The sequence below is a fragment of the Paraburkholderia sp. LEh10 genome (assembly GCF_017814945.1).
GTDB lineage: Bacteria > Pseudomonadota > Gammaproteobacteria > Burkholderiales > Burkholderiaceae > Paraburkholderia.
Genome location: NZ_JAGIPX010000020.1, coordinates 1 through 15,168 on the forward strand (window position 1 = coordinate 1; position 15,168 = coordinate 15,168).

12 protein-coding genes are annotated in these 15,168 nt (G+C 65.6%); 4 read left to right on the forward strand and 8 right to left on the reverse strand.

What is annotated here, in order from left to right:
• Positions 1 to 178: 178 nt before the first annotated feature.
• Positions 179 to 3,283, reverse strand: coding sequence for a phosphoenolpyruvate carboxylase (gene ppc, locus J8I87_RS18065; RefSeq protein WP_209933040.1), 3,105 nt, complete (start codon positions 3,281 to 3,283; stop codon positions 179 to 181).
• Between the two features lie 9 nt (positions 3,284 to 3,292).
• Positions 3,293 to 3,586, reverse strand: coding sequence for a hypothetical protein (locus tag J8I87_RS18070; protein WP_209933042.1), 294 nt, complete (start codon positions 3,584 to 3,586; stop codon positions 3,293 to 3,295).
• A gap of 81 nt (positions 3,587 to 3,667) precedes the next feature.
• On the opposite strand from J8I87_RS18070, the gene hemC reads away from it, so the two are divergent.
• The 3 genes from hemC to J8I87_RS18085 are packed head-to-tail and all read left to right on the forward strand — an operon-like array spanning position 3,668 to position 7,904.
• A complete protein-coding gene (hemC, locus tag J8I87_RS18075; protein ID WP_209933043.1) occupies positions 3,668 to 4,651 on the forward strand; it encodes a hydroxymethylbilane synthase in 984 nt (327 codons plus the stop codon).
• Positions 4,651 to 6,711, forward strand: a complete 2,061-nt coding sequence (gene hemDX, locus J8I87_RS18080; protein WP_209933176.1) for a fused uroporphyrinogen-III synthase HemD/membrane protein HemX — start codon at positions 4,651 to 4,653, stop codon at positions 6,709 to 6,711. Before hemC ends, hemDX begins: the two co-directional genes overlap by 1 nt.
• 2 nt (positions 6,712 to 6,713) lie before the next feature.
• Complete coding sequence (locus tag J8I87_RS18085) at positions 6,714 to 7,904, forward strand: heme biosynthesis protein HemY (protein ID WP_209933044.1); 1,191 nt, start codon at positions 6,714 to 6,716, stop codon at positions 7,902 to 7,904.
• 338 nt (positions 7,905 to 8,242) lie between these two features.
• Here the strand turns inward: J8I87_RS18085 and J8I87_RS18090 are convergent, their stop codons facing one another.
• From J8I87_RS18090 to J8I87_RS18100, 3 genes are all read right to left on the reverse strand, one after another.
• Positions 8,243 to 9,562, reverse strand: a complete 1,320-nt coding sequence (locus J8I87_RS18090) for an MFS transporter (RefSeq protein ID WP_209933045.1) — start codon at positions 9,560 to 9,562, stop codon at positions 8,243 to 8,245.
• 209 nt (positions 9,563 to 9,771) lie between these two features.
• The gene (locus J8I87_RS18095; RefSeq protein ID WP_209933046.1) at positions 9,772 to 10,530 is read right to left on the reverse strand and encodes an SDR family oxidoreductase; all 759 of its coding nucleotides are present in this window, start codon (positions 10,528 to 10,530) and stop codon (positions 9,772 to 9,774) included.
• A 40-nt stretch (positions 10,531 to 10,570) separates the two neighbouring features.
• Positions 10,571 to 12,010, reverse strand: coding sequence for an aldehyde dehydrogenase family protein (locus tag J8I87_RS18100; protein WP_209933048.1), 1,440 nt, complete (start codon positions 12,008 to 12,010; stop codon positions 10,571 to 10,573).
• A gap of 414 nt (positions 12,011 to 12,424) precedes the next feature.
• On the opposite strand from J8I87_RS18100, the gene ppa reads away from it, so the two are divergent.
• The gene (gene ppa, locus J8I87_RS18105) at positions 12,425 to 12,952 is read left to right on the forward strand and encodes an inorganic diphosphatase (protein WP_209933049.1); all 528 of its coding nucleotides are present in this window, start codon (positions 12,425 to 12,427) and stop codon (positions 12,950 to 12,952) included.
• Between the two features lie 136 nt (positions 12,953 to 13,088).
• Here the strand turns inward: ppa and J8I87_RS18110 are convergent, their stop codons facing one another.
• The 3 genes from J8I87_RS18110 to J8I87_RS18120 form a co-directional block, all read right to left on the reverse strand.
• Positions 13,089 to 13,409, reverse strand: coding sequence for an H-NS family nucleoid-associated regulatory protein (locus tag J8I87_RS18110; protein ID WP_209933050.1), 321 nt, complete (start codon positions 13,407 to 13,409; stop codon positions 13,089 to 13,091).
• Positions 13,410 to 13,612: 203 nt separating this feature from the next.
• A complete protein-coding gene (locus tag J8I87_RS18115; protein ID WP_209933051.1) occupies positions 13,613 to 13,921 on the reverse strand; it encodes a GIY-YIG nuclease family protein in 309 nt (102 codons plus the stop codon).
• A 19-nt stretch (positions 13,922 to 13,940) separates the two neighbouring features.
• Positions 13,941 to 15,113: a GNAT family N-acetyltransferase gene (locus J8I87_RS18120; RefSeq protein ID WP_209933052.1), complete on the reverse strand. Its 1,173-nt coding sequence runs from the start codon at positions 15,111 to 15,113 to the stop codon at positions 13,941 to 13,943.
• Between the last annotated feature and the right edge of the window lie 55 nt (positions 15,114 to 15,168).

Here is a 15,168-nt window from a genome sequence, read left to right on the forward strand (position 1 = left end):
GCCGCGGCAAAGAAAGTAAGTGCCGCCCCGCACAGGGGCAACACCTGCGCCGCGAGGCGCTATCGCGGATGCCAGCGCCAGCGGCAAAAAAAAAACCGATCAGGCGTCGCAGACAGAAAAAACCGGACCAGGCGACGCCCCAACAAAGAGCCGCCGCCCGCAGGGCAAGATCAAACCCTTACCCGGTATTTCTCAACCCGGCCGCGATCCCATTGATCGTCAAATGAATTCCGCGCCGCACGCGCACATTCGAATCCCCCGCGCGATGGCGCTTCAAAAGCTCCACCTGCAGGTGATTCAACGGGTCGAGATACGGAAACCGGTTCTTGATCGACCGCGCGAGCAGCGGATTATCCGCGAGTCGCTCCTTATTGCCCGTGATCTCGGCGAGCACGTTCGACGTGCGCTCCCACTCGGCTACAATGCGCTCGAACACGTGCTTGCGCAGCTTCTTGTCGGTGACGAGCGCGGCATAGCGCGACGCAACCGCGAGGTCGGTCTTGGCAAGCACCATGTCCATGTTGGACAGCAGGTTCGAGAAGAACGGCCACGTCTTGTGCATCTTGCGCAGCAGGTTCAAACGACGCTCGCGCTCCACGTTCGATTCCGACGCATCGAGCCAGCCGGCGACGGCGCTGCCGAACCCATACCATCCCGTCAGCAGCAACCGGCATTGGCCCCATGAGAAGCCCCACGGAATCGCGCGCAGATCCTCGATCTTGCGCTGCTTCGGGTCCTGCAGCTTGCGCGACGCCGGACGGCTGCCGATGTTCAGCTCGGCGATTTCCGCAATCGGCGTCGACGAGAAGAAGTAGTCCGTGAAACCCGGCGTTTCATAGACGAGCGCACGGTACGACGCCATCGCCGCGTCCGACAGCGTCTGCATCACTTCCTCGAACTCGGGCAATTGCGCGGGCGCATTGCCATGCGGCAGCAGCGATGCCTCGAGCGTCGCCGCGATCACGGTCTCCAGGTTGCGGCGGCCGATCTCCGGATTGCCGAACTTGCTCGCGATCACTTCGCCCTGTTCCGTCAGCCGGATCTGGCCGTCGACGGTGCCAGGCGGCTGCGAAAGGATGGCCTGATACGTCGGGCCGCCGCCGCGTCCGACCGTGCCGCCGCGGCCGTGGAAAAGCCGCAGCGTGATGTTGCGCTCGTTGAAGAGCGACACCAGCGCCAGTTCCGCGCGATACAGCTCCCAGTTCGACGTCAGGAAGCCGCCGTCCTTGTTGCTGTCCGAATAGCCGAGCATCACTTCCTGCTCGTTGCCCTGGTGCTCGATGATGGCGTCGATGCCCGGCAGCGCGATCAGATCGCGCATGATGTGCGACGCGTTGCGCAAGTCGGGAATCGTCTCGAAGAGGGGAATCACCATCAGCCCGGCGCGCGCCGGATCGGCAGGATTGCCGAGCGTGCCCTGCAGCAGGCCCGTCTCCTTCTGCAGCAGCATCACTTCGACGAGGTCGCTCACCGTTTCCGTGTGCGAAATGATGTAGTTGCGCACGGCGCGCGCGCCGAACTTCTCGCGTGTCACGCGCGCCTCTTCGAGCACGCCGAGTTCGCTCTTGACGAGATCCGAGTACTCGACATAGGGCGAGCGCAACAGGCGCGGCTGCCCGAGTTCCGCGAGCAGCACGCGCAGCTTGTCCGCTTCGGACAGTGACGCATAGTCGCTTTCGACGCCCGCGCGCCGCAGCAGCTCCGCGATCACCGCTTCGTGGATGTCCGAGCTTTGGCGCAGGTCGATGCTCGCGAGGTGAAAGCCGAACACTTCGGCGGCGCGCGTCAGCGGCGACAGGCGCGGCGTCGCGAGCGACGCGCCGTGATGCTCGGCGAGGGAATCGATCAGCACATGCAGGTCGCGCGCGAACTCGGACGAGTCCGCGTACGGCGTCGCGCGAATCGGCGGCGCGCCGCGGCCCGCGCTGCGCACGGGCACGACGCCCTCGCCGAGGCGCACGCGCGCGCTCGCGGCAAGGCGCGTGTACATGCCGATCAGCGCGCGGCGGTAGGGTTCGTCGGTGCGGTGCGGCGAATGATCGGGCGACGCTTGCGCAAGCGCCTTCAGTTCGTCGCTTGCGCCCGCCAGCAGGTTCGACACCGACAGCTCCGCGCCGAGCTGGTGCACCTGTTCGAGGTAATGCTCGAAGATCACGGCGGCCTGGCGCGTGATCGCGTTCTCCAGCGTCTCGCCCGTGACGTTCGGATTGCCGTCGCGGTCGCCGCCGATCCAGCTGCCCATCTGGAAGAAGGGCGGCAGGCGCGCATCGATGCCGTGCTCGATCAGCGCTTCTTCGATATCGGCGTAGAGCGCGGGGATCTCTTCGAGGAACGTCGCGCGGTAGTACGACAGCGCGTTGTCGATTTCATCGGCTACCGTCAGGCGGGAATCGCGGATCATCCGTGTCTGCCACAGCGACGCCACGCGCGCGCGCAACAGCGAGTCGTTCTTCAGGCGCTCGCGCGCGGTGAGCGGCTGGTCGCGTTCCGCGAGCAGCCGCGCGATGTCGTGCTGCGCATCGAGAATGCTCTTGCGCTGCACTTCCGTCGGGTGTGCCGTGAGCACGGGAACGATCAGCGCGTCGTTGAAGAACTGCTGGAGCACGGGCGTCGCGGCCGCGTTCGCTTCGACGAGACGGTCGAGCGAATGCGCGATGGTGCCCGGCTGCGACAACGAGCCGGCGAGGTCGTGAATACGGTGCCGGCGATTGCGGTGGCGGTCTTCAGCGATGTTCGCGAGATGCGAGAAGTAGCTGAACGCGCGCACCACGCTCACCGTCTGCTCCGGGGACAGCGCGCGCAGCTTCTTGTCGAGCGTCTGCGCGGCGACGCTGTCGTCCTCGCGCCGAAAGCGCACGGCCGTCTGACGAATCGCCTCGACCACCTCGAACACTTCGTCGCCTTCCTGCTCGCGCACCACGTCACCGAGCAGCCGCCCCAGATAACGGATGTCCTCGAAAAGCGGCTGGTCCTTGTCCTCGCGCGTGCGGGCGCTGTCCTTCAGCGCGCCGTTCTTCATCGCTTGCTGCGCGGCTTCGGGCTGGCCGTCGCCGTCACCCCTGATGCGTTTCGAAGCGCCGTTGATCTCCACCTTGGGCGCCTTGGCCGCTTTGGTCGTGGCGGCCTTGGTCTTCGTGGATTTGCCGGTTTTGGCGGAGTCGAGGGCTTGGGTTGCTTTCAGGGCCTTGGCGGCCTTGGCGGCGGAGGCGGCCGATGCCGTGCTGGCAGCGTCGGGCGAGGCAGTAGTGCGGCGGGCGGGGCGCGCCGATCCGGAAGACGTCACGATGTTTCCTCAGGAAAAGCCAGGGTCAAGAGAATGGTGAAATGCAACTGCGGTTACTGCGGGCACTGCGGCAAACAGCCGGGCAATGAAGCAGACGCCCGGCGGCAATGCGGCGCGCGCGGCGGAGAAAGGCCGGTTGCGCGTGTTGCGCCGCATAAAATGATCGCGCATGCGGCGCATCGACGCGCGCACGACCGTGCTGGGGCTTCTGGCGGCCACGCGGGTCACGATCGGGTCGGCTTCGGAACGGGCTGCCAGACAGACCGGGGCAGGCTCGTTTCCTCCGTCGAACTGCTTCGGCATGGCCGTGCGGCCAGCGAGAGGTTGCCAAAGCGCGTGCTAACATTGTTTGTTATTACATCCCGTCGTTCAATGACTCAAACAATGAATTCCGAGACGCTTGCGCCCACGCCGCCCGCCACGCTCGTCATCGCGTCGCGGGAAAGCCGCCTTGCGATGTGGCAGGCCGAGCACGTGCGGTGTGCGCTGCACAAATTATATCCATCTTGTGACGTAAAAATTCTCGGAATGACGACCCGCGGGGATCAGATTCTCGATCGTACGCTGTCGAAGGTCGGCGGCAAGGGACTGTTCGTGAAGGAACTGGAGAATGCGCTCGCCGACGGCCGCGCCGATCTCGCCGTGCATTCGCTGAAAGACGTGCCGATGGAGCTGCCCGAGGGCTTTGCGCTGTCGACCATCATGGAGCGCGAAGACCCGCGCGACGCCTTCGTCTCCAACGCATACGACTCGCTTGCCGCACTGCCGCCCGGCAGCGTGGTCGGCACCTCGAGCCTGCGGCGTGAAGCGATGCTGCGCGCGCGTTATCCAGAGCTCGACGTGAAGCCGCTGCGCGGCAATCTCGATACACGGCTCGGCAAGCTCGACCGCGGCGACTACGCGGCCATCATTCTCGCCGCCGCCGGCCTCAAGCGACTTGGCCTCGGCGGGCGCATCCGGTCGCTGCTCGATCCCGCCGACAGCCTGCCCGCAGCGGGGCAAGGCGCGCTCGGCATCGAGATCCGCGCGGACCGCGCCGATCTCGCCGCGTGGCTCGCGCCGCTGCATCACGAGCACACGGCAGCCGCCGTCGAAGCCGAGCGCATGGTGTCGCGCGCGCTGGGCGGCAGCTGCGAAGTGCCGCTGGCCGCTTACGCGACGTGGCATGACGGCGCGCTGCATCTGCGCGGCATCGTCGCGACGCCCGACGGCCAGCGCGTGCTCAGCGCGCAGGCCTCCGCGCCCGCGCCGACGACGGGCGCAGCGCTCGAACTAGGCCGCGAAGTCGCGAGCCAGCTCGAAGCGCAGGGCGCAATGGACATCGTCCGCGCGCTCAGCACGGCGAGCGGCCCGGCGACCAGTACGTGATGGCGGCCGGCTCGAACCCGACATCCGCCGATTTCCCGTCTCGCGACGGCGCAGGCTCGCCGCAGACGACGGGCTCGCGCCTCGTCGTGGTGCTGACGAGGCCGGCGGGGCAGTCCGATGGACTGGCCGGAGCGCTGCGCGACGCGGGCGTCGGCATCGTCGAATTTCCGCTGATCGAGATCGCGCCCGCCGACGACGAAGGCCCGCTGCGCGCGGCGCTGGCGTCGCTCGACAAGTACGCGCTCGTCGTGTTCGTGTCGCCGAATGCCGTCGATTACGCGTTCGCGAGCCATGACGCGATCTGGCCGCATGCGCTGCCCGTCGGTGTGGTCGGTCCGGGCAGCGTTGCTGCGCTCGCGAAGCACGGCGTCGAAGCGCCCGCGTACAACGTGATCAGCCCGCACGCGGTGGCCGACGACAACGACGGCGCGCGCTTCGACTCCGAGGCGCTCTATGCGGCGCTCGAAGCGTCGTTCGGAGAAAACGCGTTCGAACGCAAGCGCGTGCTGATCGTGCGCGGCGACGGCGGGCGCGAATGGCTCGCCGACCGTCTGCGCGAAGCGGGCGCAGAAGTCGAGACGGTCGCCGCGTACCGGCGCCTCGTGCCCGAGCCGTCGATCGGCGCATGGTCGCGCATTCACACGCTGCTGTCGGGCGAATCGAAGACGCCGCACGCGTGGCTCGTCACGAGTTCCGAGGGCGTGCGCAACCTCGGCGAACTCGCGCAAGAGCATCTGACCGCGAGCGAGCAGGCGCAACTGAAGCGCGCGATGCTCGTCGCGCCCCATCCACGCATCGCGGAAACCGCGCGGGGATTGGGTTTTGATAGCATTACGGTGTCCGGTGCGGGCGATGAACGTATCGCGCGCACGCTGTTGTCTCTCGCGGCTCCTCCCGAAGTTCAACCGGTCCAGTCCAACCCGGCACAAGAACGCATGTCTGATACCAACGCATCCACGAACCCCACGCCGAATCCCGCGCCGCGGCCCGCCACCACGCTGCCGCCGAATCAACCCTTTACGCCCTACGAAATGCAGCAGCCCAAACGCGGCAAGGGCGCAGGACTGCTCTGGGTTGTCATCGCGCTGGTGTTCTTCGCGGCGGTCGCGGGCGGCATTGCGCTGAACCGCAGGGTCATCAAGCTCGACCAGCAGCTGTCGCACCGGCAGCAGATCAACGATGCGCAGACGGCCGAGCTGCGCGTGAAGACCGATCAGGCCGTCGCCACCGTGCGCCAGGCCGACGCGCAGCTGGCGCAGCTCGAAGGCAAGCTTGCCGATGCGCAGAACGCGCAGCAGGCGTTGCAGCAGCAGTATGCGGACCTCGCGCGCAACCGCGACGACTGGACAATGGCCGAAGTCGGCCAGATGCTGTCCGCCGCGAGCGAGCAGTTGCAGCTGACGGGCAACACACAACTTGCACTGTTCGCGCTGCAAAGCGCCGACACGCGCCTTGCCGCGTCGGACGGCGCGCAGGTGCTGGCTGTGCGCAAGGCAATCGCGCAGGACATCGACAAGCTGAAGTCGGCGCCGTCGACGGATCTGACGGGCCTCGCGATCAAGCTCGACAACGCGATCGACCAGATCGACCAGTTGCCGCTTTCGGGCGAGGCGCCCATCGCCCACGCGACGCCGCGCGCGGCCGCGCCGAAGGACGTCGACCGGGTCGCGGCCGCGACGGGCGAGCCGAAGTGGAAGGTCTGGTGGAACCAGCTCGTGACGGGCGTCACGCAGCAGTTGACCAGCCTCGTGCAGGTGCGCCGTATCGATCACGCCGATGCGATGCTCGTGTCGCCGGATGAAGGCTACTTCGTGCGCGAGAACCTGAAGCTGCGCCTGCTGTCGGCGCGCCTCGCGCTGCTCGCGCGCAACCAGACGACCCTCAAGTCCGACCTTCATGCCGCGGACGGTGCGCTCGCGCGCTACTTCGATGCATCGTCGAAGAAGGTGCAGACGGTGCGCGATCTCGTGAAGCAGGTCGACGACAACTCGGGCGCCGTCGATGTGCCGAACCTCGACACGAGCCTGCAGGCCGTGCATCAATACCGGAACCGGGGTTAATCATGGCGCTGCGTGGACTTCTCTGGCTCGCTTTCCTGTTCGCGGTCGCCGTCGTGCTCGCGATCGTCGGGCGGTTCGATACCGGCCAGGTGCTGCTCGTCTATCCGCCGTATCGCATCGACATTTCGCTGAACCTGTTCATCGTCGCGATCATCGTCGTGTTTATCGTGATGTATGCGCTGATGCGCATCGTGCGCAACATCTGGCGCATGCCGCAGCGCGTGGCCGCGTATCGGGCGCGCCAGCGTGTCGCGAAGGCGCACTCGGCGCTGCGCGATGCGATCGCCAATCTGTATGCGGGCCGTTTCTCGCGCGCCGAGAAGGCCGCGCGCGATTCACTCTCGAATCCTGACAACAAGGGCGCGGCGGGCCTGATCGCGGCGAACGCCGCGCACCGGATGCACGAGTACGCGCGCCGCGACGAGTATCTCGCGCAGATCGACGCACCGGACTGGCAGGACGCGCGTCTGATGGCGACGGCCGACATGCGCGCCGACGGCCGCGACGCCGATGGCGCGCTGCTCGCGCTCACCGAAATGCAGTCGCAGGGCGGCCGACGGATTCACGCGCAGCAGATCGCGCTGCGTGCGCAACAGCAGCTGAAGAACTGGAGCGAAGTGCTCAAGCTCGTGAAGACACTCGAAAAGCGCGAGGCGATTCATCCCGCCGTCGCGGTGCGGCTGCGTCAACTGGCGGCGGAAAACCTGTTGCGCGATCGCCGGCACAACGCTGACGCGCTGCTCGAACTTTGGCATTCGCTGACGCCTGTCGAGCGCCATTCACCGCGTCTCGCCGATCTGGCCGCCGAGTTGCTGGTTGCGCTAAACCGTCCGCAGGAGGCGCGCAGGATCGTCGAGGAAGCGCTTGCGCAAAACTGGGATGCGCGCCTGTTGCGGCGTTACCCGGACACCACGGGCGGCGACGCGTTGCCGCTGATCCAGAAGGCCGAGGCGTGGCGCAAGGAGCGCCCCGACGACGCCGATCTGATGTTCGCGCTGGGCCGTTTGTGTCTGCATCAGCAGTTGTGGGGCAAGGCGCAGTCGTTCCTCGAACAGGCATTGAAGCTCGCCGACAATGAGACGCTGAAGATCCGCTCGCACCGTGCGCTGGCTCGTCTGCATGAGCAATTGGGCGATGCGTCGAAAGCGGGCGAGCACTACCGTCAGAGCGCGCTGGCGATGAATATCGTTTGAGGTTTGTTTTCGTCTGCGACGCTGGTTTTTTGCGGTTTGCGGTGGCGTTCGCGATGTGGTTTGTGATTTGCCGCTGTCGCTGGTATGCGCTCGCATCCGCGATGTTTTTTGCCGCCTTCGCTGGCATCCGCGATAGCGCCTCGCGGCGCAGGTGTTGCCCCTGTGCGGGGCAACGCCCGCGCCGGTAGGCGCATCGCGGATGCCAGCGATAGCGGCAAAGCAAACCGCATCGCGGACGCCAGCGATAGCGGCAAAAACAAACCGCATTCACGGATGCCCGCGCAGAGGCAAAGGGGCAAAAAGCAAGTCCACGCCGCCGCGCAGGCAAACCCCAAACGCTATTTGTTCACCAGCCGCGCCGGCACACTGACCGCGAGCAACGCGCCCAGAATCATGAACGCGGCGAGCATATACATGCCCGAATCGGTGGTGGAGGTCAGCTGCTTGAGCCAGCCCACCGCATACGGGCTCAAAAAGCCCGCAAGATTGCCGATCGAGTTGATCATCGCGATGCCCGCCGCGGCGCCTGTGCCCGCGAGAAACGACGTCGGCAGGCTCCAGAACAGCGGCAGCGTCGTGATGATACCCATGGTCGCCAGCGTCAGCGCGGCCATCGCAAGCGTCGTGTCGTGCGCCCAGACGACGGACAGCACGAGACCGAGCGCCCCCGCGAGCCCCGGCAGCGCGACGTGCCAGCGGCGCTCGCGCATGCGGTCCGCGCTGCGCGCGACGAGCACCATCGCGATCACGGCGGCGGCGAACGGGATCGCGGAGAGCAGGCCGATCATGAACGCATCGGTGACGCCCGTCGATTTGATGATGGTCGGCAGCCAGAAGCTCACGCCGTACAGGCCCATCACGAACGAGAAATAGATCAGGCTCATCAGCAGTACGCGCGGACTCATCATCACCTTGCCGACGGAATGATCTTCCTTGGTGGCGTCTTCGGCGGCAATATTGCGCTCGAGCAGTTCGCGCTCTTGCTGCGTGAGCCACTTCGCCTTCGAGATGCGGTCGTCGAGCACGATGAACACCAGAATGCCGACGATCACCGAAGGCACGCCCTCAAGCAGAAAGAGCCACTGCCAGCCGTGCCAGCCGTTCACGCCGTTGAACGCCTTGAGGATGTAGCCCGAAATCGGCCCGCCGATCACGCCCGAAATCGCGATGGCCGTCATGAACCACGTCGTCATGCGGCCGCGCCGGTGCGCCGGATACCAGTAGGTCAGGTACAGAATGATGCCGGGGAAGAAGCCGGCTTCCGCAAGCCCGAGCAGGAAACGCATCACGTAGAACATCGTGGGCGTGGTGACGAACATCGTCAGCATCGAGACGATGCCCCACGTCACCATGATCCGCGCAATCCACACCCGCGCGCCGACACGATGCAGGATGATGTTGCTCGGCACTTCAAAGATGAAATAGCCGATGAAGAAGATGCCCGCGCCGAAGCCATAGACGGCGTCGGAGAGGCCCAGATCGGCGCTCATGCCAAGCTTCGCGAAGCCGACGTTGACGCGGTCCAGGTACGCGACGACATAGCTGAGCATCAGCAGTGGCGTGAGGCGCCAGGCGACTTTTCTGTATGTGGCCTCTTCGAAAGAGGAAGGCGGCGCCCCTGCGCCGGGACGGTGAAGTGGATTCGCAGGACTCGACACGCTTGTCTCCTATCGACCGGCGTTGGCGCTGGGCGTCTAACGCTGGTCCTATCAAAGGCTCGTTGTTGTGGAAATGTCGTACCGCCGTTCGCGATTCTAATCTTTCAATAAGCGCTGAAAAGCCGCTCGGTGTCGGGGAAAACACCGAGCGCTCAGGCAATGAGGCTGCGCCGTGCGCGCATTGCACGCGCACGGGCGGTGCGCCGCCGTTACACGCAGCGCCCGCCATCCACTTCGAGACACACGCCCGTGACGAACTCCGCTTCGTCGGAGGCGAGATAGAGCGCGGCGTTCGCGATGTCCTGCGGCGTCGAGAAGCGGCCAAGCGGGATGCCCGCCAGAAATTTTTGCCGGTTCTCGGGCGTGTCCTCGACGCCCATGAACTCCGTCAACAGCCCCGTCTCACCGATCACGGGGTTCACGCAGTTCACGCGGATGCGGTCCGGGCCTAGCTCGACGGCGAGCGCCTTGCTCGCGACGATCACGGCACCTTTGCTGCCGTTGTACCAGACGAGCCCGGGGCGCGGCCGCACGCCCGCCGTCGACGCGATATTGACGAACACGCCGCCGCCGCGCTCGCGAAAGTACGGGACGAATTCCCGCACGCTCCAGTAGATGCTCTTCACGTTGACGGCGTACACGCGGTCGAATTCGTCCTCCGTGACATCGAGCACGGGTTTGTTGCGATGCGTGGTGCCTGCGTTGTTGACGACGATGTGCACGCTACCGAAGTCTTCTATCGCGGCGGCGCGCAACGCGCTCCAGTCGTCCGCGCGCGTGACGTCGCCCGCGACGGCGATCGCCTTGCCGCCCGCCAGCGCGATTTCGCTCGCGACGCGCTCGGCCGCCGCGCCGTTCAGGTCGTTGACGACGACGTTCGCGCCTTCGCGCGCATAGGTCTTCGCAATGCCTTCACCAAAGCCCGAGCCGCCGCCTGTGACGATGGCTGTTTTGCCGGTCAACCGCATGATGTCTCCTGTTTTTGTATGAATCAGTAAGGTTTGCGCGTCAGCCGTGCCTGATCGCGATGGTTTTCAGCACCGTGAAGCCGTACAGCGCTTCGAAGCCTTTTTCTCGGCCGTGTCCCGAATGCTTGACTCCGCCGAACGGCAATTCGACGCCGCCGCCCGCGCCATAGTTGTTGATGAACACCTGCCCCGAGCGCACGCGGCGCGCGATGCGCAACTGGCGTGCGCCATCGCGCGTCCAGATGCCGGCGACGAGTCCATAAGGCGTGCTGTTGGCGAGCGCGACGGCTTCGGCTTCGTCGTTGAAGGGCAGTGCGGCGAGCACCGGGCCGAAGACTTCTTCGCGCGCGAGACGGTGAGTGGGCGGCACGTCGCGCAGCAAGGTAGGTGCCTGATAAAACCCGGCTTCGGGCGCTTGCGCGATCACTTCGCCGTGAGCGGCCATCGCGATGCCGTCGTGCTGCGCATCGGAGATGAAATCCCACACGCGGCGTTGCTGCTTCGCGCTGATCAGCGGTCCGCAGTCGAGGTCCGCTTGCGCGGGGCCCACGCGCAGCGCATTGAACGCCGCGGCGAGCCGTTCGAGCAGCGGCTCGTAGATGCTCCCCTCAATCAGCACGCGGCTGCCCGCCGAGCAGGTTTGCCCTGCGTTCTGCACGATCGCGCTGACGAGCGTGGGCAGCGCGGCGTCGAGATCGGCATCGGCGAAGACGATTTGCGGCGACTTGCCGCCCAGTTCCAGCGTGACAGGCACGTGGTTCTCGGCAGCCATCTGCGTGACGAGTTTGCCGGTTTCAGGCGAGCCGGTGAACGAGATGTGATCGATGCCGGGATGCCGCGCGAGGGCGGCGCCTGCCTCGTGTCCATAGCCGGTGACGACGTTCAGCGCGCCTGCGGGCACACCCGCTTCCGCCGCGAGCTCCGCGACGCGCAGCACCGACAGGCACGCGTCTTCGGCGGGCTTGACGACGCACGCGTTGCCGGCGGCAAGCGCCGCGCCCACGCTGCGCCCGAAGATCTGCATCGGGTAGTTCCACGGCACGATATGGCCAGTGACGCCGTGCGGCTCGCGGATCGTGAAGACCGTGTAGCCGTTCTGGTAAGGCAGCGTTTCGCCGTGCAGCTTGTCGGCGGCGCCCGCGTAGAACTCGAAGTAGCGGGCGAGCGCGGCCGCGTCGCCGCGCGCCTGCTTGAGCGGCTTGCCCGTGTCGCGGGCTTCCAGTTGGGCCAGCTCTTCATGGCACGCGCCGACCAGCAACGACAGCCGGTGCAGCACGCGCCCGCGCTCGGCCGCGCTGGCGGCGCCCCACGCGCCGTCGAACGCGCGGCGCGCGGACTGGACGGCGGCATCGATGTCGGCGGCCGTGCCGCGCGCGAGCGTCGTGAACGGCTGGCCGTCAGAAGGATCGACGACGGGGATCGGGTCCCCGCCCGACGACGCGGCCCATTCACCGCCGATGAAGTGTTTCGCTTCTTCCACACAGGCTCCTTGCCTTGCTCAGGCGACAAAGAAAAGGGACAGAGGGTGCGGCTGTTCCCCGCGCGGGGCGTGCCGCGTACGCAGTGATGGGCGAAACGGCTGGCATAGCGCGCAATGCGCGGCATGGCGCGTGAGACAGCCCATCACGAGACGAACGCAGGCCAAACGGCGAGTCAAATCCGCGACGACTCGAGCCCGTCCGCCCGTCGCCCACGCGGCAAGCGCCGGAACAATCTGAATCAGCCAGACGCAGGACGATTATCGCGCCGATCGCCACGAGGGTGTCATCGGCCGATTGGCTATAATGGCGCATTCCGCAGTGTCCGGGTCGCGGCGCCGCGTCTTTCGCGAGTATCGGAGGCGCATTGCGCGCCGCGCGCCACGTTTCACCTTTCTTCCTGATCAGAGAGCGCCATGAGCTTCAATCACGTTCCCGCTGGTAAAGACCTTCCGCAAGACTTCAACGTCATCATCGAAATTCCGGCGCAAAGCGATCCGGTGAAGTACGAGGCCGACAAGGAACTGGGCCTGCTCGTCGTCGACCGCTTTATCGGCACGGGCATGCGCTATCCCGCCAACTACGGCTTCATCCCGCAGACGCTGTCGGGTGACGGCGACCCCGTCGATGTGCTCGTGATCACGCCATTCCCGCTGCTGGCCGGTTCCGTGGTCCGCGCGCGCGCGCTGGGCATGCTGCAGATGACGGACGAGTCGGGTGTCGACGCGAAGCTGATCGCCGTGCCGCACGACAAGATCTGCCCGATGACGGCGGACCTGAAGTCGGTCGACGACGTGCCGCAATACCTGAAAGACCAGATCAAGCACTTCTTCGAGCAATACAAGGCGCTCGAGAAGGGCAAGTGGGTGAAGGTGGATGGCTGGGCGGGCGTCGACGCCGCGCACAAGGAAATCAGCGAAGGCGTCGCGAACTACAAGAAGTAACCGGCAAGCGATGGCTGATTGAAAAACAAAGACGCTCCCTCGGGAGCGTCTTTGTGTTTGCACGATGGGATTTGAAGGGCTTTCGTCCGGCTCGCGTCTGCCTCATGCGACACACGATGCGCCGCGTGGTTCGTCGTCACTTCATCGTTGCCAGACGGCTGCCGGCGAACGGGTCGTTGCGCCAGTCGACGGCCTCGCGTGCCGCGTTGGCCTTCTTCAACGGCTTCTCGATAGCAAAGTGCTGTACGGATTGGCCGGCGCTGACGGCCTGGTCAAGCCACTGCGGCATCGCGCCGTTGCCGTCCCACGTGTCGCCCGTTGCATTGCGATAGCGCGCTGTTTTCTTACGCTTGCGGTCTTCGGCAAGTGCCACGGCAAGATCGCCGACCTTGATGCCGACCTGAGCCATGCGCCGGCGCAGATAGGCAATCATGCTTTCGCGCTTTCTCTCGTCCATTTGCTTCACCTTAGCGGGTTCGTGCGGGGTATCGGTAACCACATCGGTTAGTGCGTCGCCTTCAGGCCGTGCGGCCTTCATCTGGATGCGAAGCGGGCGACGCATTGGGAGTGAGGAAAGTATCTGTTCGCGCGAACACGGCGTCGAGGGGCATTTGCTGAAAACACTGTTGCAGCGAATACAAAGACGCGTCGCCGCGCGTGTCAGGTTTGCTCTTGATCGGCGGCTTCTGCTTCGATCGCGGCGGGCAGCACCGATTCGAGCGTCCGCGTTCCCGTCGCCAGTTCCCACTTCTGCATCGGCGCAAGGCGCTTGACCCGGTACTCGGCGCGCAACGCGCTCGAACGATCGGTCAGTTCGAACGATGCCAACAGCCGCACCGGCTTGCGCGAGCGCGTGTAGCGCGCGCCCGTGCCGTTGCAGTGCTTGTCGAAGCGGGCCTGCACGTCGGTGGCGATGCCCGTGTAGACGCTGCCGTCCGAGCATTCGATCAGATACAGAAACCACGGCATGGCGCGCGCCTACCCCTTGTTATTCCCTGAAAGGATTGTGTTCGCGCAGTTCGTCGACGTACGCGTGGATGTGATTTTTCTCGTTGTCGAGAAAGTGCGCAACGGCGTCCGAAAAGGCGGGATGTGCGAGCCAGTGCGTCGAACGCGTGACGGTCGGCATGAAGCCGCGCGCCATCTTGTGCTCGCCCTGCGCGCCGCCTTCGAACACGCCGAGCTTCTGCTCGATGCAGAATTCGAGCGGCTGATAGTACGCGGTCTCGAAGTGCAGGCAGGGCACGTGTTCGAGCGCGCCCCAGTAGCGGCCATAGAGCGTGCCGCCCGCGTTCACGCCGTCGCGCTGATAGACGACGAGCGAGCTCGCGATCGGCTTGCCCTCGTATGCGGCGATCACCATCATCAGATTGTCCGGCATCGACGCGCCGATCGTCCGGAAGAAGTCGAGGTTCAGATACGGACTCGAAAAGTGCTCGCGGTACGTTTGCCGATAACACTTGCTGAAGAAGCGCCAGTCGGCATCGCTGATGTCTTCCCCGAGCATACGGCGAAACGTGATGCCCGCATCGCGCACCTTGCGGCGCTCGGCGCGGATGTTCTTGCGTTTTTTCTGTTCGAGCGTCGAGAGGAAGTCGTCGAAATCGCGGTAGCCGTCGTTGATCCAGTGAAACTGCACGCCTTCGCGCTGCATCATGCCGAGCTCCGTCAGCGCTTGCGCTTCCCGTTCCGTCGGAAACAGCACGTGCAGCGACGACACATCGGCCTGCTCGGCGAACGCGACGAGCGTGGCGGCGAGATGGCGCAGCGCGTGCTCGTCGGCGGCGATCAGGCGCGTGCCCTGCACGGGCGTAAAAGGCACCGCGCACAGGAGCTTCGGATAGTACGGCAGTCCGTTGCGCTTGTATGCGTCGGCCCATGCCCAGTCGAACACGTATTCGCCGTACGAGTGGCCCTTCGCGTACACGGGCGCGGCGGCCGCCAGCTTGCCCGTGCGCGGATCGGTGAGCGTGACGAATTGCGGCGCCCAGCCCGTATTCGCGACGGCGCATTGCGCCGTGTGCAGCGCGCTGAGGAACTCGTGCCTCAGGAATGGCGTGGGTTGCGCCTGCCGGCTGAGCAGCGCGTTCCATTCGGCGGCGTCCACTTCGAGCGGCGAAGCGAGAATGCCCGCGCGGTAATCAAAACGTTCCTGGTTCAATCTGTTCGACCGTTGGCGATTCTGTTTGCTGCGTGCCTGCGTGGGCGCGCGGCGT

Bases quoted from the DNA above. Each gene is read 5' to 3' on its own strand.
- hemC (WP_209933043.1), top strand. From the start codon at position 3,668: ATGAATTCCGAGACGCTTGCGCCCACGCCGCCCGCCACGCTCGTCATC.
- J8I87_RS18115 (WP_209933051.1), bottom strand. From the start codon at position 13,921: ATGCCGTGGTTTCTGTATCTGATCGAATGCTCGGACGGCAGCGTCTAC.
- J8I87_RS18070 (WP_209933042.1), bottom strand. From the start codon at position 3,586: ATGCCGAAGCAGTTCGACGGAGGAAACGAGCCTGCCCCGGTCTGTCTG.
- J8I87_RS18110 (WP_209933050.1), bottom strand. From the start codon at position 13,409: ATGGACGAGAGAAAGCGCGAAAGCATGATTGCCTATCTGCGCCGGCGC.
- J8I87_RS18095 (WP_209933046.1), bottom strand. From the start codon at position 10,530: ATGCGGTTGACCGGCAAAACAGCCATCGTCACAGGCGGCGGCTCGGGC.
- hemDX (WP_209933176.1), top strand. From the start codon at position 4,651: ATGGCGGCCGGCTCGAACCCGACATCCGCCGATTTCCCGTCTCGCGAC.
- J8I87_RS18085 (WP_209933044.1), top strand. From the start codon at position 6,714: ATGGCGCTGCGTGGACTTCTCTGGCTCGCTTTCCTGTTCGCGGTCGCC.
- ppa (WP_209933049.1), top strand. From the start codon at position 12,425: ATGAGCTTCAATCACGTTCCCGCTGGTAAAGACCTTCCGCAAGACTTC.